Below are 18,630 nucleotides of genomic sequence, written 5' to 3' on the forward strand. Positions count from 1 at the left end.
ACGGTTCTTAGATTTTGTGTCGCGCCGAGCGTCGGCCCGAGGGCTGGGCAAGGCGGAGTTGCGTCGAGGATAGCACGCGTGCCCTCGAAGAATTCCGGCCGCTCGCGCAGGCATGGGAGCGCCTCAGGCGGGGGGCGCGGCGGCGAAGACGGCGCGTACGCGCGCCAGGTCTTCGGGCGTGTCGATGCCCGGCCCGGGCGCGACATGGCTCACGTGTACCGCGATGCGATGGCCGTGCCACAGCGCGCGCAGCTGTTCGAGTGCCTCGGTCGCCTCGACGGGAGCCGGTGGCAGCAACGGAAACTGCCGCACGAAGCCCGCGCGATAGCCGTAGATGCCGATGTGGCGCAGTGGGGCAGGGGTGGGCAGTACCGCAGGCGCCGAGCCGTTGGCGGAGCCGTCGCGCCACCACGGGATTGGTGCGCGGCTGAAGTACATGGCGTTGCCCTGTGCATCGAGCACGGTCTTCACCACGTTGGGGTTCATGAAGTCGCCGACAGAGTCGATCTCGTGGGCGGCCGTGCTCATCGCGGCTTCCGCATGGGTGGCCAGCGTGGATGCCACGGCGTCGATCAGCGCGGGGTCGATCAGCGGCTCGTCGCCTTGAACGTTGACGACGATGTCGTCGCCGTCAAGGCCCAGCAGTTCGCAGGCTTCGGCCAGTCGATCGGTGCCGCTGGGATGGTCTTGACGAGTGAGGATGGCCTCGACACCGTGCGCCTGGCATGCCGCAATGATGGAAGGATCGTCGCCGGCGACCACCACGCGCGCCGCGCCGGATTCGCTGGCGCGCTGCGCCACGCGCACCACCATGGGCACGCCGGCGATGTCGGCCAGGGGTTTGTTGGGAAGCCGTGTCGACGCCAGGCGCGCCGGCACCAGAACGGTGAAGCTCACAACCCGAGCTCTTCGTCGGAGAGCGTGCGTGCTTCGTTTTCGAGCAGCACCGGAATGCCGTCGCGCACCGGATAGGCAAGGCGCGCGCTGCGCGAGCAGAGCTCCTGCTTCTCGGGGTTCCAGGTCAGTGGCCCCTTGGTGACGGGGCAGACGAGCAGTTCAAGCAGCTTGATATCCATCGAGCGATGATAGCTTTGCGTCGAGCGCGGCGAAGAAATCCGCGGAGGGCGCGAACTCCAGCGGCACGGCCAGCGCATCGGGCGCCTTGCGCCACAGTTTGATGGCGTCTTTTTCGGTGCAGATGAGGGTATGCGCAGTGCCAGCAGGGCGCTGCCAATCTTCGAAATCGAAGTGATCGGGCAATGCAATGGTGTCGGCGAGCGTCAGGCCGCGCGCGCGCAGCATGTCGAAGAAGGCCTCGGGCCGTGCGATCGCCGCCAGTGCGGTCATGGGCTGGCCCGCAAGGGCAGCCAATGGCACACGCTTCCCGTCACTGCCCAACGCATCGTGCGCGAGAGCCCGGGTGGCCGTATGGCCCCCAGCAAAGGCCGGCTGTGCCCCGCTGTGCAGCACCAGATCGCATCGGCGTGGCCAGGCTTCGCGCAACGGACCCGCGGGCAGCCGCCAGCCGTTGCCGATGCCCCGGTCGTCGAACACGCAGATCTCGATGTCGCGCGCGAGCGCCAGGTGCTGCAGCCCGTCGTCGCTGACGATGACCTGCGTGGCCGGATGCCGTTCGAGCAGCGCCCGCGCAGCATCGATGCGCTGGCGTGCCACGAACACCGGCGCCCTTGTGGCATGGTGAATCAGCGCAGGCTCGTCGCCGACATCCTGCGGATCGCTGTCGCCGAGCACTTCGCGGCAGTCATCGGTGCGGCGGCCGTAGCCGCGCGACACCACGCCGACCCGAAATCCCCGAGCTTGCAGATGCCGGACAACAGCCATGACGACCGGAGTCTTGCCGGCCCCGCCCGCAATCACATTGCCGACCACGATCACCGGGACGCGCACACGCTCAGTCCGCAGCCACCCCACGCGATAGAGCCAGCCACGCACAGCGAAAAGCGCAGCGTAGATGAGCGACAGCGGCCACAGCAGGCAAGCCAGAGGGCCGCGACGCAACCAGGCGTTCTGCAGCCGCGAAGCCGACGGCGAACCCGTGTTGCCGCTGCTGCTGTCGGAAGGCACTCAGTGCCCGGCTTGCGCCGTCGACTGTGCGGCGAAGGTGATCTGCATCAGGCCGGCGCGGCGCGCGGCCTCCATCACCGTCACCACCGCCTGGTGCGGGCTGGTCGCGTCGGCGCTGATGATCACCACGCTGTCCTTGCCGCCGGTGGCCGCGGCGGCGAGGGCGGCCGTCACGGTCTCAACGCTGCGGTCGGCCACCGGAGTCTTGTTGATCGAGTAGCGGCCGTCGGCCGATACCGCCACGATCACTTCCTTCGGGTAGTCGCGCTGCGCGTCGACGTCCGCCGTGGGCAGCCGCAGCTGCATCTCGGTGAATTTGCTGTAGGTGGTCGACAGCATCAGGAAGATCAGGATCACCAGCAGCACGTCGATGAACGGGATCAGGTTGATCTCCGGCTCGTCGCGCGCGCCGTGGCGGAACTGCATGCGGGCGCGGGTCATGACAAGCCTCCGCCGGGCCGCCCCAAGGAGGCGGCGGCCCCCTCGGGGGGCAGCGCAGCACACGCAGTGGCAAGCGTGGGGGTCATCATTTGCGCAGGGCGTTCAGATGGCGGGCGAAGCGCTCGCCCGAGAGTTCGAGATTCAGCAGGTACTCGTCGACCCGGCTGCGGAAGTAGCGCCAGAAGATCAGCGTCGGAATGGCGACGATCAGGCCGAAGGCGGTGTTGTAGAGCGCGATCGAGATGCCGTGCGCCAGTTGCGCCGGATTGCCCGAGCCCACTGCGCCGCTGCCCGGCGACTGCGAGCCGAAGATCTCGATCATGCCGATCACCGTGCCCAGCAGCCCCAGCAGCGGGGCTGCCGAGGCGATGGTGGCCAGGGCAGGCAGGTAGCGCTCGAGCTTGTGCGCCACGGTGCGGCCGGAAGCTTCCATGGCGGCGCGCAGGTCGTCTTCAGTGCAGCGCGGATTGGCATTCAGTGCGCGCAGGCCCGCGGCCAGCACCTGGCCGAGCATCGAGTTGCGTTCAAGTTTGGTCACGATGTCCGGGCCGGGAATGGCGCCGTGCGACACGGTGATGGTTTCGTCGAGCAGCTTCGGCGGCAGTACCCTCACGGTCTTGAGACTCGTGAAACGTTCTATAACCAGCGCGAGCGCAATGACTGAACAAGCGAGCAAGGGCCAGATTGGCCAACCCGCGGCAACTATGATGGAAAACAAGAAAATCCTCCGGCCCGTAGACTGCAAATGCGCGGCGATTATCCACTGAGCCCACCGTCAGCACGCGCCTTGTTTTTGTGTCGGCAAGGACGCACAGATTCTGTGGATAACTTTGTGATTAACCTGCTGCGCAACTCATCCGGACCCGCATGGGGCGGCCTTTCTGCTAGATCGACTGAATTTTGAGCAGCACTTTTTTCAATGAAATCAACGGCTTGCACGAGAAACCGTGCGCCTGCCCCGCACCGGGGTCTGAAGACAGGGGGCGTGCGGCCCGTTGTGGAAGAGTGGCATTTGGCCGAGCGTGCATTTTGTGAACTTGCGTGAATCGAATTCCGCGCCCGGGCCACGCGTCTGGGCAGTCGGCGCGTTGTGCCACGCGGTGGCCGACGCGCTCGATGCGCGCTTCAATCCGGTGACCGTGCGCGGCGAGATCTCGGGTTTTTCGCGCGCGTCAAGTGGACATTGTTACTTCGCGCTCAAGGACGAGTCGGGCCAGCTGCGCTGCGCGATGTTCCGCCGGGCTGCCGGGTTGCTCGACTTTTCGCCCCGCGATGGCGATCAGGTCGAGGTGCGCGGGCGTCTTGCGGTGTACGAGCCACGCGGCGATCTTCAACTGGTTGTAGAGAGTCTGCGGCGAGCCGGGCAGGGCGCCTTGTTCGAGCAGTTCATGCAACGCAAGGCACGCCTGGAAGCCGAAGGACTCTTCGATCCGGCGCGCAAGCGAGCGCTCCCGGCCATGCCGCGCGCGGTCGGCGTCGTCACGTCGCTGGGCGCGGCCGCCTTGCACGATGTGGTTACGGCGCTGCGAAGGCGCGTTCCACACATTCCGGTCGTGCTTGCGCCGGCGGCAGTGCAAGGAGCCAATGCGCCGGCCGAACTGGTGCGGGCGCTGCAATCGCTCTATGACCTCGCGCCTGCGGTCGACGTGATCCTGCTGGTGCGTGGTGGTGGCTCCATCGAAGACCTCTGGGCCTTCAACGACGAGGCTCTGGCGCGCACCATCGTGCAAAGTCCGGTGCCGTTGGTCAGTGGCGTGGGGCACGAAACCGACTTCACCATCGCCGATTTCTGCGCCGATCTGCGCGCGCCCACGCCAACGGCCGCGGCGGAATTGGTGAGTGCGCCGCGCGACATGTGGCTCGGTGCGCTCGATCTGCTCGACGAGCGTCTCGGCGATGCGCTGGGCGGGCGCCTCGACGCCCTCGGGCAGCGCGTCGACCAGGCGGCGGGGCGTCTCGGCCGACCCTCGAACCTAGTGACGCGCCAGCAACTGCGCCTGGCGCACCATGTGCAGCGCCTTCGATATGCGGTGCTGTCGAGACGGGTGCGCCTGTCGCAGGCGCCCCGGTCAATCGCCGCCGACTTTCCCTTGAAGCTGGGGCGAGCGCTGGTGCAGCGTCGCGAGCGCCTGGAACGCGTGGCCTTGCGCATGCGACTGCTCGATCCGGCACTGGTCTTGCAGCGCGGCTATGCGTGGCTGACCGATACAGACGGTCATGCGATCGTCAGCGCAACGCAACTGGCGGCGGGCGACGCCGTCAAGGCGCGGCTCGCCGATGGCGAAGTCGACCTGACCGTCACGCCGGGCGACGCGACGGGAACGCGTCCGACGCTGCCTCAATAATTACTTCCTAGAATCCCTGATTCCCACAACCAACCCACGAGAAAAAACCATGGAACATGTGCTCCCACCCCTGCCGTACGCCCTCGACGCGCTGGCACCCGAGTATTCGAAGGAAACCCTCGAGTACCACTACGGCAAGCACCACAACGCCTACGTGGTGAACCTCAACAACCTGCAAAAGGGCACCGAGTTCGAGTCGCTCTCGCTTGAAGAGATCATCAAGAAGTCCAGCGGCGGCATCTACAACAACGCTGCCCAGATCTGGAACCACACCTTCTTCTGGAACTGCATGAAGCCCCAAGGCGGCGGCGCTCCCACCGGCGCGCTGGCCAAGGCCATCGAAGCCAAGTGGGGCAGCTACGACGCCTTCAAGGAAGCCTTCGTGAAGTCGGCCGTGGGCAACTTCGGTTCGGGCTGGACGTGGCTGGTGAAGAAGGCCGACGGTTCGGTGGACATCGTGAACACCGGCGCCGCCGGCACGCCGCTGACCACTGCAGACACCGCGCTGCTGACCGTGGACGTCTGGGAACACGCCTACTACATCGACTACCGCAACCTGCGCCCGAAGTTCGTCGAGACCTTCCTGGCCAAGCTGGTGAACTGGGACTTCGTCGCCAAGAACTTCGGCTGAGCCCGGGGCTCCCCATCAAAAAAGCCGACCCAAGGGTCGGCTTTTTTGTGGGCTTCAGGCAGCAGAAGCTCAGCGCTTGGTGGCTGCGAACAGTTCGCCGCCGAGCTTTGCGCCCTTCTTGATGTTCTTCTTGGCGAACCAGCCCTGGTTCATTTCGAGCACGTAGCGCACCGGCTCCAGGGAGCAGTGCGAGTTCTCGGTCATGGGTTGCATGTCGACCAGATTCACGATGCGGCCATCGTCGGCCACGAAAGCGGCAGTCAGCGGAAGGATCGTGTTGCGCATCCAGAAGCACTGAGTGGCGGGCTGCTCGAACACGAAGATCATGCCTTCGGCCTGCGGCATTTCCTTGCGGAACATCAGGCCGATTTCGCGTTGCAGGGGTGTTTGCGCAATCTGCGCATCGATCTTGTACAGGCCGACCGACAACTGCGTGCGCGGCAGGTCAGTCTGGGGTTGCTGCTGGGCGTGCGCAGGCATCATTAAGGACGCGGACGCGAGGAGCAGGGCGGCTAGACGCTGGAACATCGGGCAACTCTTTCAGGGCGGGGTCAGGGCCCGGCCTAAATCAAAAAAACGCCAATAAAAATGCCCGCTGATGCGGGCATTGCCGGTGAGCGTGAAAGCTTACACCTTCTTGGCAGCGGCCGTGTGGGCCTTGGCCACGTGGCTGACCTTGTGCTTCTTGGCAGCAGCGTGCTTCTTGGCAGGCGCGTGCTTGGCGGCCTTGGGAGCGGCTGCGGGAGCAGCGGTGGTGGGTTCGGCTTGTTGAGCGAAAGCACCGGCAGCGAAGAGACCAGCGACCAGGGCTGCGAGCAGCTTGTTCATGAACATATCCTTTGAAATTCGTTGATTTGGATTGCCCTCCCTGCGGAAGGTAGACATTCAACGGAGGCCGATTCCTGCGGTTGACAGCAGAACGCTTGCGGCAGGCGAAAAAAAAGCGCTCCGAAGAGCGCTCTTTTCTGGGGCTGGGCCGACTTACTTGGCGCCTGCCATGTCAGGCGTACCGCCTTGGGTCGACTTGCGCTTCACGCTGCCGTCCTTGTTGCGACGACGCTGGTCGCGGGTGCTTGCGCGCTTCTCGCCAGAGGCAGCAGCCTTGTCGGCACCGATGGCGCCGCCTTCGGGCGTCTTGGCTTCGTCGCCAGCGGCAGCCTTGACTTGGCCAGCGGGCTTGGCAGCCTTCTTGGCTTCGGCACGTTGCTGCGACTTGCTGTTGGTGGCGTTACCTTGCTCAGGCGTCGTACCGGCCGGGTTTTGGGCGTAGGCGCCAGCGGCGAACAGGCCAGCGATCATGACTGCGAGAATTTTGCTCATTGATGATTCCTCTATCGAGAATTGGTTGGAAACGCCTCCCGGCGAGCAGAAGGTCAGCCACTAACGAGCCCATTGGCTCGCCGGTTGACAAACGCTTGCTGATGGGTTGCGTCTAAAATGTACAGCGATTTGTTCGCGGGCTGTACAGCGAATCCACCCCGTGTCTGAATTCGCTGACAGTCGTCAAAATTACGTCAATCCCGGAGCCATCCCCCCTCATGACCAGTTATCAGCACATCAAAGTCCCGACCGAAGGTCAGAAGATCACGGTCAACGCCGACAACTCGCTGAATGTGCCTGACCAACCGATCATTCCCTTCATCGAAGGCGACGGGACCGGCCTGGACATCACGCCAGTGATGCTGAAGGTGGTGGACGCAGCGGTGGCCAAGGCCTATGGCGGCAAGAAGAAGATCCACTGGATGGAGGTCTATGCCGGCGAAAAGTCGACCAAGGTCTATGGTCCCGACGTCTGGCTCCCCGAGGAAACCCTGCACGCTGTGCGCGACTACGTGGTCTCCATCAAGGGCCCGCTGACCACGCCCGTCGGCGGTGGCATCCGCTCGCTGAACGTTGCGCTGCGCCAGGAACTCGACCTTTATGTCTGCCTGCGCCCCATCCAGTATTTCGAAGGCGTGCCGAGCCCGGTGCGCGAGCCGCACAAGACCAACATGGTGATCTTCCGCGAGAACTCGGAAGACATCTACGCGGGCATCGAGTTCGAAGCCGAGAGCGACAAGGCCAAGAAGCTCATCAAGTTCCTGCAGGACGAGATGGGTGTCAAGAAGATCCGTTTCCCCAACACCTCGGGCATTGGCGTCAAGCCCGTGTCGAGGGAAGGCACCGAGCGCCTCGTGCGCAAGGCATTCCAGTACGCCATCGACAACGACAAGCCCAGCGTCACCTTGGTGCACAAGGGCAACATCATGAAGTTCACCGAAGGTGGCTTCCGTGACTGGGGTTACGGCCTCGCAGCCAAGGAGTTCGGCGCTGAACTGATCGACGGTGGCCCGTGGATGAAGTTCAAGAACCCGAAGACGGGCAAGGAAATCACCGTCAAGGACAGCATCGCCGATGCATTCCTCCAGCAGATCCTGCTGCGTCCCGCCGAGTACAGCGTGATTGCCACGCTCAACCTCAACGGCGACTACGTGTCCGACGCGTTGGCCGCGCAGGTCGGTGGCATCGGCATCGCCCCGGGCGCGAATCTGAGCGACACCGTCGCCATGTTCGAAGCCACCCACGGCACGGCACCCAAGTACGCCGGCAAAGACTACGTGAACCCAGGCTCCGAAATCCTCTCGGCTGAAATGATGCTGCGCCACATGGGCTGGAAGGAGGCTGCCGACCTGATCATCAGCTCGATGGAAAAATCTATTGCCAGCAAGAAGGTCACCTACGACTTCGCCCGCCTGATGGACGGCGCCACGCAGGTAAGCTGCTCGGGCTTCGGCCAGGTGATGATCGACCACATGTAATTGCCGCGTGCTTCGACGTCTTGCGACGTCGTTGCAATGCAATGGGCCCTTGAACTTCCAGAAGGAATTCAAGGGCTTTTTATTGGCTCTTCGATCGGGCCGCGGCCATCCCTTTTTGCCTAAAACTCTCCGCAGGTGCGCTTCATCAAAAAAGCTGTCGCAACCGCCGCAATGCCCTTGAATTGTCGGATACGCGCCACCAAGTTTTTTTCGCCGGCACGGTGCTTGCACGCTCTATAGAATCTTTTTCATGGCAACGAGAATTCCCAAAACTCCCAGCACTCCGCCGGCCCAGAAGCCGGCCGGGGATGACGGAGATTCGGTCGTCCTGGAGCGCCGGCCGCAGAAAACCGCGCCGCCCCAGATGTACCAGGTGGTCATGCTGAACGACGACTACACCCCTATGGAGTTCGTGATCGTCGTGCTGCAGGAATATTTCAGCAAGGACCGAGAAACCGCGACCCAGATCATGTTGAAGATCCACCTCGATGGCCGCGGCGTCTGTGGGGTCTATTCCCGCGACATGGCGGCCACCAAGGTCAATCAGGTCATGGAAGCGGCGCAGCAGGCTGGGCACCCGCTGCAATGTGTCAGTGAGCCAGTTGCGTGAACCTGTTGAATTGCGCAAGCTCCAACCCATCTGAGAACTTATTTACAGCAAGGCAAAAGGAAATCACATGATTGCCCAGGAACTGGAAGTCAGCTTGCACATGGCCTTTGTCGAGGCCCGGCAGCAGCGCCACGAGTTCATCACCGTGGAGCATCTGCTGCTCGCTTTGCTGGACAACCCGAGCGCCGCAGAAGTTCTGCGCGCCTGCTCGGCGAACGTCGACGACCTTCGGGCGTCGCTCACCAACTTCATCAAGGACAACACGCCTCAGGTGGCGGGTACCGACGATGTAGACACCCAGCCGACCCTGGGTTTCCAGCGCGTCATCCAGCGCGCCATCATGCATGTGCAGTCCACCGGCAACGGCAAGAAGGAAGTCACCGGCGCCAACGTGCTGGTCGCGATCTTCGGCGAGAAGGACTCGCACGCCGTGTACTACCTGCACCAGCAGGGCGTCACCCGCCTCGACGTGGTCAACTTCATTGCCCACGGCATCAAGAAGAGCGATCCGCCGGAAGCCGTCAAGGGCAGCGGCGAAGCGCCTTCGGGCGAAGGCGAAGACGGTGGCGGCGAGCGCAACGAGAAGGCGTCGCCGCTCGAGCAGTTCACGCAAAACCTCAACCAGATGGCCAAGGACGGCAAGATCGATCCGCTGATCGGCCGTGAGTACGAGGTCGAGCGCGTCATCCAGATCCTGTGCCGCCGGCGCAAGAACAACCCGCTGCTGGTGGGTGAAGCTGGCGTGGGCAAGACCGCCATCGCCGAGGGCCTCGCATGGCGCATCACGCAGGGCGACGTGCCGGAAATCCTGGCCGAGTCGAACGTGTTCTCGCTCGACATGGGCGCGCTGCTGGCCGGCACCAAGTACCGCGGCGACTTCGAACAGCGCCTGAAGGGCGTTCTCAAGTCGCTCAAGGACAAGCCGAACGCCATCCTGTTCATCGACGAAATCCACACCCTGATCGGTGCGGGCGCAGCCTCGGGCGGCACGCTCGACGCGTCGAACCTGCTCAAGCCGGCGCTCTCGAGCGGACAGCTCAAGTGCATCGGCGCGACCACCTTCACGGAATACCGCGGCATCTTCGAAAAGGATGCGGCCCTCTCGCGTCGCTTCCAGAAGGTCGACGTGGTCGAGCCGTCGGTGCAGGAAACCGTCGACATCCTGAAGGGCCTGAAGTCGCGCTTCGAGGAACACCATGGCGTGAAGTACGCCGTGGCGGCCCTGCAGGCCGCGGCCGAGCTCAGCGCCAAATACATCAATGACCGTCACCTGCCCGACAAGGCCATCGACGTCATCGACGAAGCGGGCGCCGCCCAGCGCATCCTGCCGCCGAGCAAGCGCAAGAAGACCATCAGCAAGACGGAAGTCGAGGAAATCGTGGCGAAGATCGCGCGCATTCCCCCGGCCAACGTCAGCAACGACGACCGCAGCAAGCTGCAGACCATCGAGCGCGACCTCAAGAGCGTGGTGTTCGGCCAGGACAAGGCGCTCGAAGTGCTCGCCTCCGCGGTCAAGATGGCACGCTCGGGCCTGGGCAAGGGCGACAAGCCGATCGGCTCGTTCCTGTTCTCCGGCCCCACGGGCGTCGGCAAGACCGAAGCGGCGAAGCAGCTGGCCTATATCATGGGCATCGAGCTGATCCGCTTCGACATGTCGGAGTACATGGAGCGTCACGCGGTGAGTCGCCTGATCGGCGCGCCTCCGGGCTACGTCGGTTTCGACCAGGGCGGCCTGCTGACCGAAGCCGTCACGAAGAAGCCGCACGCGGTGCTGCTGCTCGACGAAATCGAGAAGGCACACCCGGACATCTTCAACGTGCTGCTGCAGGTCATGGACCATGGCACGCTGACGGACAACAATGGGCGCAAGGCCGACTTCCGCAACGTCATCATCATCATGACGACGAATGCGGGTGCCGAGACCATGAACAAGGCGACCATCGGCTTCACCAACCCGCGCCAGGCGGGCGACGAAATGGGCGACATCAAGCGCCTGTTCTCGCCCGAGTTCCGCAACCGGCTGGATGCCATCGTCAACTTCAAGGCGCTCGATGAAAACATCATCCTGCGCGTGGTCGACAAGTTCCTGCTCCAGCTGGAAACGCAACTCAGCGAGAAGAAGGTGGAAGTCACCTTCAGCGACAAGCTGCGCAAGCACCTGGCGAAGAAGGGCTTCGATCCGTTGATGGGTGCACGCCCGATGCAGCGCCTGATCCAGGACACGATCCGTCGTGCGCTGGCCGACGAGCTGCTGTTCGGTCGCCTGACCGACGGCGGCCGCCTCGAAGTCGACCTCGACGACAAGGACGAAGTGCTGCTCGACATCCAGCCGCTTTCGAAGAAGGAAGGCAAGTCGAAGCCCGAAGCTGAAGAAGCTGCGACAGGTTGAAAGAACCGGGCAGTCCGCGGCCGATGAGGTCGCGGAACCGCCTCCAAAGGCCGGTAGCATCACGCTGCCGGCCTTTTTCTTTGGGCCGCCGAAATCACGAAGCCTCCTCGCCTTGATCCTCCCCGAACTCAGCCACGAATGGAAAACCGGCCTCTCCCTGGCGTGGAGCGGCTACATCGCGGTGTTGTCGATCTGGATCGTGATGCAGAAGCGCGCGCCGGTGTCCACGATGAGCTGGATCCTGTCGCTGGCGCTGCTGCCGTTCGCGGGCTTCGTCATCTACTACTTCCTCGGGCCGCAGCGCCTGCGAAAGCAGCGGCTCAAGCGCCTGCGCAGCCGCGCCGGCGCCTCCGCCCAGGCCGACGTGGCGCGGCTGCGCGATGCGGCGCAGAACGCCCCGCCGGCGCTGCAACAGATGGCCAAACTGGGCACCGCGACCTGCGGGCTACCGGTGTCGAGCGCCGTCGACGTCGAGCTGCTTTCAGGCGGCGCGCGCACTTTCGACGCGATCTTCGAGGCCGTGCGCGCCGCGCAGAACCACATCCACCTCGAGTACTACATCTTCGAGCCCGACAAGATCGGCACGGCCTTGCGCGACCTGCTGATCGAGCGCGCGAAGCAGGGCGTGACGGTGCGGCTGCTGATCGACGCACTGGGCTCCAAGCGCATCGGCCGCAATTTCATGGCGCCGATGCTCGAGGCGGGCGTGAAGGTCGCGCTGTTCCACGACACCAAGATCGGCCGCCGCCTGCGCCCGGTGACCAACTACCGCACCCACCGCAAGATCGTTGTGTGCGATGGTCGCATCGGCTTCACGGGCGGCGTGAACATCACCGACGAGGAGGACAAGCGCACCAACCCCGACGCCTACCACGACGTGCACCTGCGCATCGAAGGCAGCGCGGTGCGCTGGCTGCAGACCACCTTCCTCGAAGACTGGACCTACGCCACCGGCGAAGACCCGCGCGGCATGGACGACACCCTGAACGCCATGCTGCCGCAGCTGGAAGCCGGCGACATTCCCGTGCAGATCATCACCAGCGGCCCCGACAACGCGATGGAAGCCATCCACCGAATGCACGTCGAGGCCATTCACTCGGCCACGCACCGCGCCTGGCTCACCACACCGTACTTCGTGCCCGGCGAGCCGGCGCTGATGGCGCTCACCAGTGCCGCGCTGCGTGGCGTCGACGTGCGTCTGCTCGTGCCGCGCCGCAGCGATTCGGCCATCGTGAGCGCCGCCGCGCGCTCGTACTTCGACGAGCTCATCGCCGCCGGCGTGAAGGTCTGGGAGTACAAGGCGCGCATGCTGCACTCCAAGACCTTGGTGGTCGACGACCATTGCGCGATGATCGGCACCGCGAATTTCGACAACCGCAGCTTCCGCCTCAACTTCGAGGTGTGCGCGGTGGTTTATGGTCCGGAACTGACCCGGCCGCTGGCGGCGCAGTTCGAGACCGACCTGCAGAGTTCCGGCGCGGTGCGCGGCAACCGGCACCAGAGTTTCTGGCGCCGCCTCGGCGACGCCATTGCGCGCTTGTTTTCACCCTTGCTCTGAATGAACCACACCTTTCTCTGGCACGACTACGAAACCTTCGGCGCAGTGCCGCGTCGCGATCGTCCCTCGCAGTTCGCCGCCATCCGCACCGACGCCGAGCTCAACGAAGTCGGCGAGCCGCTGATGATTTATTGCAAGCCCGCGCCGGACTACCTGCCCAGCCCCGAGGCCTGCCTGATCACCGGCATCACGCCGCAGGTGTGCCTGGAGCGCGGCATCCCCGAGCATGAATTCGCCGCGCACATCGAGCGCGCCTTCTCGCAGCCCGGCACCATCGGCGTCGGCTACAACACCATCCGCTTCGATGACGAGGTCACGCGCTTCCTGTTCTGGCGCAACCTGATCGACCCCTATGCGCGCGAGTGGCAGAACGACTGCGGCCGCTGGGACCTGCTCGACGTGGTGCGCCTGACGTACGCGCTGCGCCCCGACGGCATCGAGTGGCCGAAGAAGGAAGACGGCAAGCCCAGCTTCAAGCTCGAAGACCTGGCGCGCGCCAACGGCCTGCTGCACGAGTCGGCGCACGATGCGCTTTCCGACGTGCGCGCCACCATCGCACTGGCACGCCTGATCCGCGACAAGCAGCCCAAGCTGTTCGACTTCGCATTCGGCCTGCACAAGAAGGACCGCGTTGCCAGCGAACTCGGCCTGCCCGCGATGCGTGAAACCGCGAAGCCCTTCCTGCACGTCTCGGGCATGTTCCCGGTCGAGCGCGGCTGCCTGGCCGTGATGTGGCCGCTGGCCAGCCATCCGACCAACAAGAACGAACTGCTTGCCTGGGACCTTGCGTATGACCCGAGCGAGCTGCGCGACATCGACGTCGATACGCTGCGGCTGCGCCTGTTCACCCGCACGGCCGACCTGCCTGAAGGCGTGGTGCGCCTGCCCGTGAAGGGCGTGCACCTGAACAAGTCGCCGATGGTGGTCGGCAACCTGCGCACGCTGGCGCCGGCCATGGCCGAGCGCTGGGGCGTCGACCTCGACACGGCCATGCGCCACGCCGCCATCGCACGCGACCTGCCCGACATGAGCGCCATCTGGTCGCAGGTGTATGCCCGGCCAAAGGAGGCAACGCCCGACGTCGACGAAGACCTCTACGGCGGCTTCGTCGGCAACGCCGACCGCCGGCGCCTCAACCAGTTGCGCGGCCTGTCGCCCGAGGAGCTGGCCAAAGACCGCACCGGCTTCGACGACGGACGGCTCGACGAGATCCTGTTCCGCTACCGCGCACGCAACTGGCCAGAACTGCTCAATGAGGACGAGGCCGAACGCTGGGAAGCCTTGCGCGTGGCGAAGCTCTTCAAGGGCGAGGGCGGGGCTCGCACCATCGAGATGCTGTTCAGCGAGGTCGATGCGCTGTCCGAGAACGCCGACGAGCGTGGCGAGGAAATCCTCGGCGCGCTCTACGAATACGCCGAGGCCATCGCGCCCGAGGCTTGATCCGCGTCGCCCATGAGCCTCTCGATCAACGCCGAACTGTCGAAGGGGCTCGAAAGCTACGGGCTGTTCCTGTCGGAAGGCTCGCTGCTGCCAACGCCATTCCGCTTCGAGACACCGGTGCGCGTGTGGCATGCCGTGCAGATGCACGGCGGGTGTTCGGTGGGCGCGTATTCGAGCATCTCGCCGGGCGCATTGCTCGTCGACGTGCGCATGGGGCGCTATTGCTCGATCGGCGACGGTGTGCAGACCCTGTCGGACCATCCCGCCGGCTGGCTCACGACGCACATGCTGGCCTATGCGCCGAATTTTCCTGAGCCCTACCGGCACCAGTCAGTAGGTCAGTTTCCGTCGCACTCTCCAGTCGTGATCGGCAATGACGTGTGGATTGGCTCCAGGGTCAGCCTCAAGAGCGGCATCACCATCGGCGACGGCGCAGTGATCGGAGCGGGCGCTGTGGTGACCCGCGACGTGGCGCCTTTCACCGTCGTTGGCGGCGTGCCGGCCAGGGCGATCCGCCAGCGTTTTCCCGATGCGCTCATCGAACGTATCCAGGCCTGCCCCTGGTGGGACTGGGACTCGCGCACGTTGGCGCTCGATTGGCAGCATCCTGAAAAAGCCCAGTCGACACTGGAGGCCGCCGTTGCAGAAGGTCGTCTGTCGCGCTGGAATCCCGGCTGGCGCCTGCTCGACCACGGTACGCCGCCCGCCGAGGGCCAGCCTGCGCCGCTGGTCTTTCTGCCGGGTTGATCACGCATGGAGGTATTTCGCATGACTACAGGTATTTCGCCCCTTGTCCGCACCGCGCTGGCAGCCGTCGCGATGGCCGCGGCGCTCGCCGGATGCAGCGCATTGCCATCGGCGCCTGGTGCGGCGAAAGCCTGCGGGAGCAGCTTCGAGACCTTCGAGCGCGACACGCTCTATTTCGGCCGGGCCATTCCCTCGGGCGGCCAGGTGTCGGATGCCGAGTGGACGGGCTTTCTCGACACCACCATGACGCCGGCTTTTCCGCAGGGCCTGACGGTGATCGATGCCGCCGGCCAGTGGCGCGGCGTGTCGGGCGACGTGGTGCGCGAGCGCTCCAAGCTGGTGGTGCTGCTGCATCCGCGCAGCGACAAGGACGACGCCGCCATCGCCAGCATCATCGGCACTTACCGCCAGCGCTTCGCGCAAGAGGCGGTGCTGCAGGAGCGGCAATCCGTCTGCGTCCGCTTCTGAGGCTGCCGCGCTCAGGAGGGTTGTCCGTCGATGGCCGGCAGCCCGCTCAGGTCTTCCGACCACGCCAGCGCGGAGCGGCACCAGATACGGCGACGCGGGGGCAGCAATGCGCGCTGCGCCAGTGCTCCCACGCGCAGCGCATAGCTTGGCGGTGTGTCGCTGTCCGCGGCGGCCCAGATTGGCGAGCCGCAGTTCGCGCAGAAGCCGTGTCGTCGCCGCGCGCCGCTGTCTGCCGTCTTCACGTAGGTCTTCGGCGTGCCGGTCAGCAGCCGGTAGCTGGAGGCCGGCACAGGCACCGACACGCGGTAGGCGGAGCCCGACAGCACCTGGCAGTCGCTGCAATTGCACAGCGAAACCTTCTCCGGATCGAGGTCGGCTTCGAAGGTGATCTGGCCGCAGTGACAGGCGCCTTGTACTTGCATGCGAATTCCTTTTTTCGGGGGAAGTGGGCATCGTAGGAAGAGCGGCCTGCGGGCGCAATGGCTGGCTATTTCCCCGGCCGCGCAGCCTCTGGCGCGGCCACGTATGCTCCCCGGATGGACGCCAATTCCACCGCGCTCGCCGACTTCGCCACCCGCCACCGCAAGCTCTTCGTGCTCACCGGCGCGGGGTGCAGCACCGAATCGGGCATTCCCGACTACCGGGACGTCGAGGGCGAATGGAAGCGCCCGTTGCCCGTCACCTACCAGGCCTTCATGGGCGAGGAGTCCACGCGACAGCGCTACTGGGCGCGCAGCCTGATCGGCTGGCCGACGATGGCCGGCGCCCGTCCGGGTGCGGCGCACCGCGCGCTGGCGCGGCTGGAGGCGGCGGGCCGCGTGGGCTTGCTGCTCACGCAGAACGTCGATGGCTTGCATGAGGCGGCCGGTAGCCGCGGCGCCATCGACCTGCACGGGCGCATCGACACCGTGCGCTGCATGGCCTGCGAGCGGCGCACGCCGCGCGCGGCGCTGCAGCTCGAACTGCGGCAGCGCAATCCGAGTTGGGCCGCACTCGAAGCCCGTGCCGCGCCAGACGGCGACGCCGATCTCCAGGGCCATGATTTCTCCGCCTTCGACGTGCCCGCGTGCACGCACTGCGGTGGCCTGCTCAAGCCCGACGTCGTGTTCTTCGGCGAAAGCGTGCCGAAGGAGCGCGTCACGGCCGCCTTCGCGGCGCTGGAAGAAGCCGACGCGGTGCTCGTGGCCGGTTCGTCGCTGATGGTGTATTCGGGCTTTCGCTTCGTGCAAGCGGCCGCCGCGGCGGGCAAACCCGTGGCGGCGGTGAACCTGGGGCGCACACGGGCCGATGCGCTGCTCTCGCTGAAGGTCGAACGGCCGGTGGGCGAGGCGCTGGAGGCGCTTGCGCAGCAACTGGCGCCCGAGCCGCAACCGGATCGCGTGGCCTAGCGTTCGCCCGGCGCCTTGCGCAGTGACCGGATGAACGCGTCCACCGACGCCGTGTAGGCACCGGGCAGGCCCAGTTCACCGTCGATCTGCGCGTGCGTGAGGTCTTCAGGCACTACCTCCGCGCGGCCACCAATTGCCGCGGCCCGAGTCGCGAACTGATTCGCCTGCGTGCACGAGCCGTCGCGCCGCTGGGTCGAGCACACCAGCAGCATCGGTGGTGCACCAGGCGCAAGAGTGTCGGTGGGCGATACGGTGCGCCAGTAGGCGGGGTCGTCGCCGAACACGCGGTCATAGAAAGGCATGTGGCGACGTCGCATCAGTGCCGCAGTGTCCAGCGCCGCGCTGTCGAGTGCCACGGTGCCGAGCCACGGGCGTGCGCCTTGCTGCCGTGCGATGCCGGGCGATGCACTGATCAGCGCAACAAGGTGCGCGCCGGCCGAATGGCCCATGAGCACGAAGCGGCCCGCATCGCCGCCCCACGAAGGCGCGCTTGCCTGCGCAGTGGCCACCGCGCGCGCCACGTCCTGAGCCTGCTGCATCACGTCGACCTGCGGCACGAAGCGGTATCCCACCGACACCAGGATGAAGCCCTGGTCGCGCACCCAGTGCTCGATCTTCACGTCGACCACCGAGGCGGCTGCCTTGTTGCCGAACATCCACGCGCCGCCGTGGACCATCACGAGCACCGGGGCGTTGCGTGCGTTCGGTGGCAGATAGACGTCCATGCGCTGGCGTGCATCGGGGCCGTAGGGCACGTCGGCAAGCCGTTGCACGCCGGTGGGGGCGACCGGCGCGCCAACTTGCTGTGCCATCGCCGGAAAGAAGAGCAGCATGCCCAGCCAGGCCGCGCAAATCCGCAGCAAATGTGTCATGACGAAGCTCCCGGAGGACCGAAGAGGGTCGAGATTTTCGCGCGCCAGCCGTCGGCCTTCCAGAGGTCGCGGCCCAGGTTCACCCACTCGTGGAAGGCGATGCGCAACGGGTTGTGGGTGCGCAGCGGCGTGGTGAGGCCGTAGCGCAGCGTCACGTCCTTGCGCTCGGCAGCGAAGGTGCCGAACATCCGGTCGAACACGATCAGCACGCCGCCGTAGTTGCGGTCGAGGTATTCCGGGTTCGACGCGTGATGCACCTTGTGGTGCGTCGGCGTGTTCAGTACCCATTCGAGCGGCCCCAGGCGCGGCATCCACGGCGCGTGCAGCCAGAACTGGTAGAGCAGGTTGGCCGCCAGCGTGGCCACCACCGCCAGCGGCGGAAAGCCCAGCCACACCAGCGGCGCGAAGAACAGGGCCGTGCCGGTGAGCTTGCCCGTCCAGCCCAGGCGCAGCGCGGCAGCCAGCGTGAGTTCGTTGGGCGAGTGGTGCACCGCGTGCGTGGCCCAGAACCAGCGCACGCGGTGCGCCGCGCGGTGATACCAGTAGTAGCAGAACTCCTGCCCTACGAAGAGCAGTGCGAAGGCCGCGGGCGTCGACAGTGAAATGGTGTCGACCCGGTGCGCGTGCGCCCAGGCCAGCACCGGCGCGGCAATCGACAGGCCCAGCGCATCGACCGCGCGCCGGCCTACCGCGTCGGCCAGCGAGGCGCCGTAGGCGCGCCAGTCGTAGGCCTGGCGCCGCACAAAACTCTGCACCAGGCCTTCGAGCGTGGCTGCGGCCAGCACGAAGACGAGCAGGCCGGTCAGCCACAGCGCGATGCCCGGCCCCATCGATTCGCGGATCAGGTCGAAGGACATG

21 protein-coding genes are annotated in these 18,630 nt (G+C 65.5%); 10 read left to right on the forward strand and 11 right to left on the reverse strand.

Features of this window, described 5'->3' with window-relative positions; genetic code table 11:
* Positions 1–123 precede the first annotated feature (123 nt).
* The 5 genes from kdsB to BMW87_RS02590 all read right to left on the reverse strand — a co-directional run bounded on the left by kdsB (position 124) and on the right by BMW87_RS02590 (position 3,244).
* Positions 124–897 (reverse strand): 3-deoxy-manno-octulosonate cytidylyltransferase, encoded by a 774-nt coding sequence (kdsB, locus tag BMW87_RS02570; RefSeq protein WP_093073907.1) that lies wholly within the window; start codon positions 895–897, stop codon positions 124–126.
* Positions 894–1,076 carry a Trm112 family protein gene (locus BMW87_RS02575; protein WP_093056575.1) on the reverse strand — a complete coding sequence of 61 codons (183 nt, stop codon included), beginning with the start codon at positions 1,074–1,076 and terminating at the stop codon, positions 894–896. The genes kdsB and BMW87_RS02575 overlap by 4 nt, the downstream gene beginning before the upstream one ends.
* A complete protein-coding gene (gene lpxK, locus BMW87_RS02580) occupies positions 1,057–2,085 on the reverse strand; it encodes a tetraacyldisaccharide 4'-kinase (RefSeq protein ID WP_093073909.1) in 1,029 nt (342 codons plus the stop codon). The genes BMW87_RS02575 and lpxK overlap by 20 nt, the downstream gene beginning before the upstream one ends.
* On the reverse strand, positions 2,086–2,511 hold the full coding sequence (locus BMW87_RS02585) for an ExbD/TolR family protein (RefSeq protein ID WP_056519147.1): 426 nt from the start codon (positions 2,509–2,511) through the stop codon (positions 2,086–2,088).
* A gap of 100 nt (positions 2,512–2,611) precedes the next feature.
* Positions 2,612–3,244, reverse strand: coding sequence for a MotA/TolQ/ExbB proton channel family protein (locus BMW87_RS02590; RefSeq protein ID WP_042674017.1), 633 nt, complete (start codon positions 3,242–3,244; stop codon positions 2,612–2,614).
* A 313-nt stretch (positions 3,245–3,557) separates the two neighbouring features.
* Between BMW87_RS02590 and xseA the strand changes: the two genes are divergently transcribed.
* Positions 3,558–4,871, forward strand: a complete 1,314-nt coding sequence (gene xseA / locus BMW87_RS02595) for an exodeoxyribonuclease VII large subunit (protein WP_093075167.1) — start codon at positions 3,558–3,560, stop codon at positions 4,869–4,871.
* Between the two features lie 49 nt (positions 4,872–4,920).
* Positions 4,921–5,502 (forward strand): superoxide dismutase, encoded by a 582-nt coding sequence (locus BMW87_RS02600; RefSeq protein ID WP_093073911.1) that lies wholly within the window; start codon positions 4,921–4,923, stop codon positions 5,500–5,502.
* Between the two features lie 69 nt (positions 5,503–5,571).
* On the opposite strand, the gene BMW87_RS02605 is transcribed toward BMW87_RS02600, so the two are convergent.
* The 3 genes from BMW87_RS02605 to BMW87_RS02615 form a co-directional block, all read right to left on the reverse strand.
* Positions 5,572–6,030 (reverse strand): DUF192 domain-containing protein, encoded by a 459-nt coding sequence (locus tag BMW87_RS02605; protein ID WP_093073913.1) that lies wholly within the window; start codon positions 6,028–6,030, stop codon positions 5,572–5,574.
* Positions 6,031–6,129: 99 nt separating this feature from the next.
* A complete protein-coding gene (locus BMW87_RS02610) occupies positions 6,130–6,330 on the reverse strand; it encodes a hypothetical protein (protein ID WP_093075170.1) in 201 nt (66 codons plus the stop codon).
* Between the two features lie 153 nt (positions 6,331–6,483).
* Positions 6,484–6,822: a cell envelope biogenesis protein TolA gene (locus tag BMW87_RS02615; RefSeq protein WP_093056973.1), complete on the reverse strand. Its 339-nt coding sequence runs from the start codon at positions 6,820–6,822 to the stop codon at positions 6,484–6,486.
* Between the two features lie 218 nt (positions 6,823–7,040).
* Between BMW87_RS02615 and icd the strand changes: the two genes are divergently transcribed.
* The 7 genes from icd (at position 7,041) to BMW87_RS02650 (ending at position 15,512) form a co-directional block, all read left to right on the forward strand.
* Positions 7,041–8,300: an NADP-dependent isocitrate dehydrogenase gene (gene icd / locus BMW87_RS02620; protein ID WP_093073915.1), complete on the forward strand. Its 1,260-nt coding sequence runs from the start codon at positions 7,041–7,043 to the stop codon at positions 8,298–8,300.
* 250 nt (positions 8,301–8,550) lie between these two features.
* Positions 8,551–8,910, forward strand: coding sequence for an ATP-dependent Clp protease adapter ClpS (clpS, locus tag BMW87_RS02625; protein ID WP_042674481.1), 360 nt, complete (start codon positions 8,551–8,553; stop codon positions 8,908–8,910).
* A 67-nt stretch (positions 8,911–8,977) separates the two neighbouring features.
* Positions 8,978–11,299, forward strand: coding sequence for an ATP-dependent Clp protease ATP-binding subunit ClpA (gene clpA / locus BMW87_RS02630; protein ID WP_093056971.1), 2,322 nt, complete (start codon positions 8,978–8,980; stop codon positions 11,297–11,299).
* A 112-nt stretch (positions 11,300–11,411) separates the two neighbouring features.
* Positions 11,412–12,857 (forward strand): cardiolipin synthase, encoded by a 1,446-nt coding sequence (cls, locus tag BMW87_RS02635; RefSeq protein WP_093073917.1) that lies wholly within the window; start codon positions 11,412–11,414, stop codon positions 12,855–12,857.
* Positions 12,858–14,297 (forward strand): exodeoxyribonuclease I, encoded by a 1,440-nt coding sequence (gene sbcB / locus BMW87_RS02640; protein WP_093056969.1) that lies wholly within the window; start codon positions 12,858–12,860, stop codon positions 14,295–14,297.
* 12 nt (positions 14,298–14,309) lie between these two features.
* Positions 14,310–15,044 carry a CatB-related O-acetyltransferase gene (locus BMW87_RS02645; RefSeq protein WP_093073919.1) on the forward strand — a complete coding sequence of 245 codons (735 nt, stop codon included), beginning with the start codon at positions 14,310–14,312 and terminating at the stop codon, positions 15,042–15,044.
* Between the two features lie 21 nt (positions 15,045–15,065).
* Entirely contained in the window at positions 15,066–15,512 is a 447-nt protein-coding gene (locus BMW87_RS02650) for a DUF3574 domain-containing protein (protein WP_093073921.1), read from the forward strand.
* Positions 15,513–15,523: 11 nt separating this feature from the next.
* On the opposite strand, the gene BMW87_RS02655 is transcribed toward BMW87_RS02650, so the two are convergent.
* Positions 15,524–15,934, reverse strand: a complete 411-nt coding sequence (locus tag BMW87_RS02655; RefSeq protein WP_093073923.1) for a GFA family protein — start codon at positions 15,932–15,934, stop codon at positions 15,524–15,526.
* Between the two features lie 114 nt (positions 15,935–16,048).
* On the opposite strand from BMW87_RS02655, the gene BMW87_RS02660 reads away from it, so the two are divergent.
* Positions 16,049–16,900, forward strand: a complete 852-nt coding sequence (locus tag BMW87_RS02660; RefSeq protein ID WP_093073925.1) for an NAD-dependent protein deacetylase — start codon at positions 16,049–16,051, stop codon at positions 16,898–16,900.
* Here BMW87_RS02660 and BMW87_RS02665 read toward each other — a convergent pair.
* Together BMW87_RS02665 and BMW87_RS02670 are read right to left on the reverse strand one after the other, a co-directional pair.
* A complete protein-coding gene (locus tag BMW87_RS02665) occupies positions 16,897–17,772 on the reverse strand; it encodes an alpha/beta hydrolase (protein ID WP_093073927.1) in 876 nt (291 codons plus the stop codon). The genes BMW87_RS02660 and BMW87_RS02665 overlap by 4 nt on opposite strands.
* The gene (locus tag BMW87_RS02670) at positions 17,769–18,629 is read right to left on the reverse strand and encodes a sterol desaturase family protein (RefSeq protein WP_093056964.1); all 861 of its coding nucleotides are present in this window, start codon (positions 18,627–18,629) and stop codon (positions 17,769–17,771) included. The genes BMW87_RS02665 and BMW87_RS02670 overlap by 4 nt, the downstream gene beginning before the upstream one ends.
* Between the last annotated feature and the right edge of the window lies 1 nt (position 18,630).

Origin of the sequence: Variovorax sp. OV084 (assembly GCF_900111625.1) — a bacterium.
Lineage (GTDB): Bacteria > Pseudomonadota > Gammaproteobacteria > Burkholderiales > Burkholderiaceae_C > Variovorax.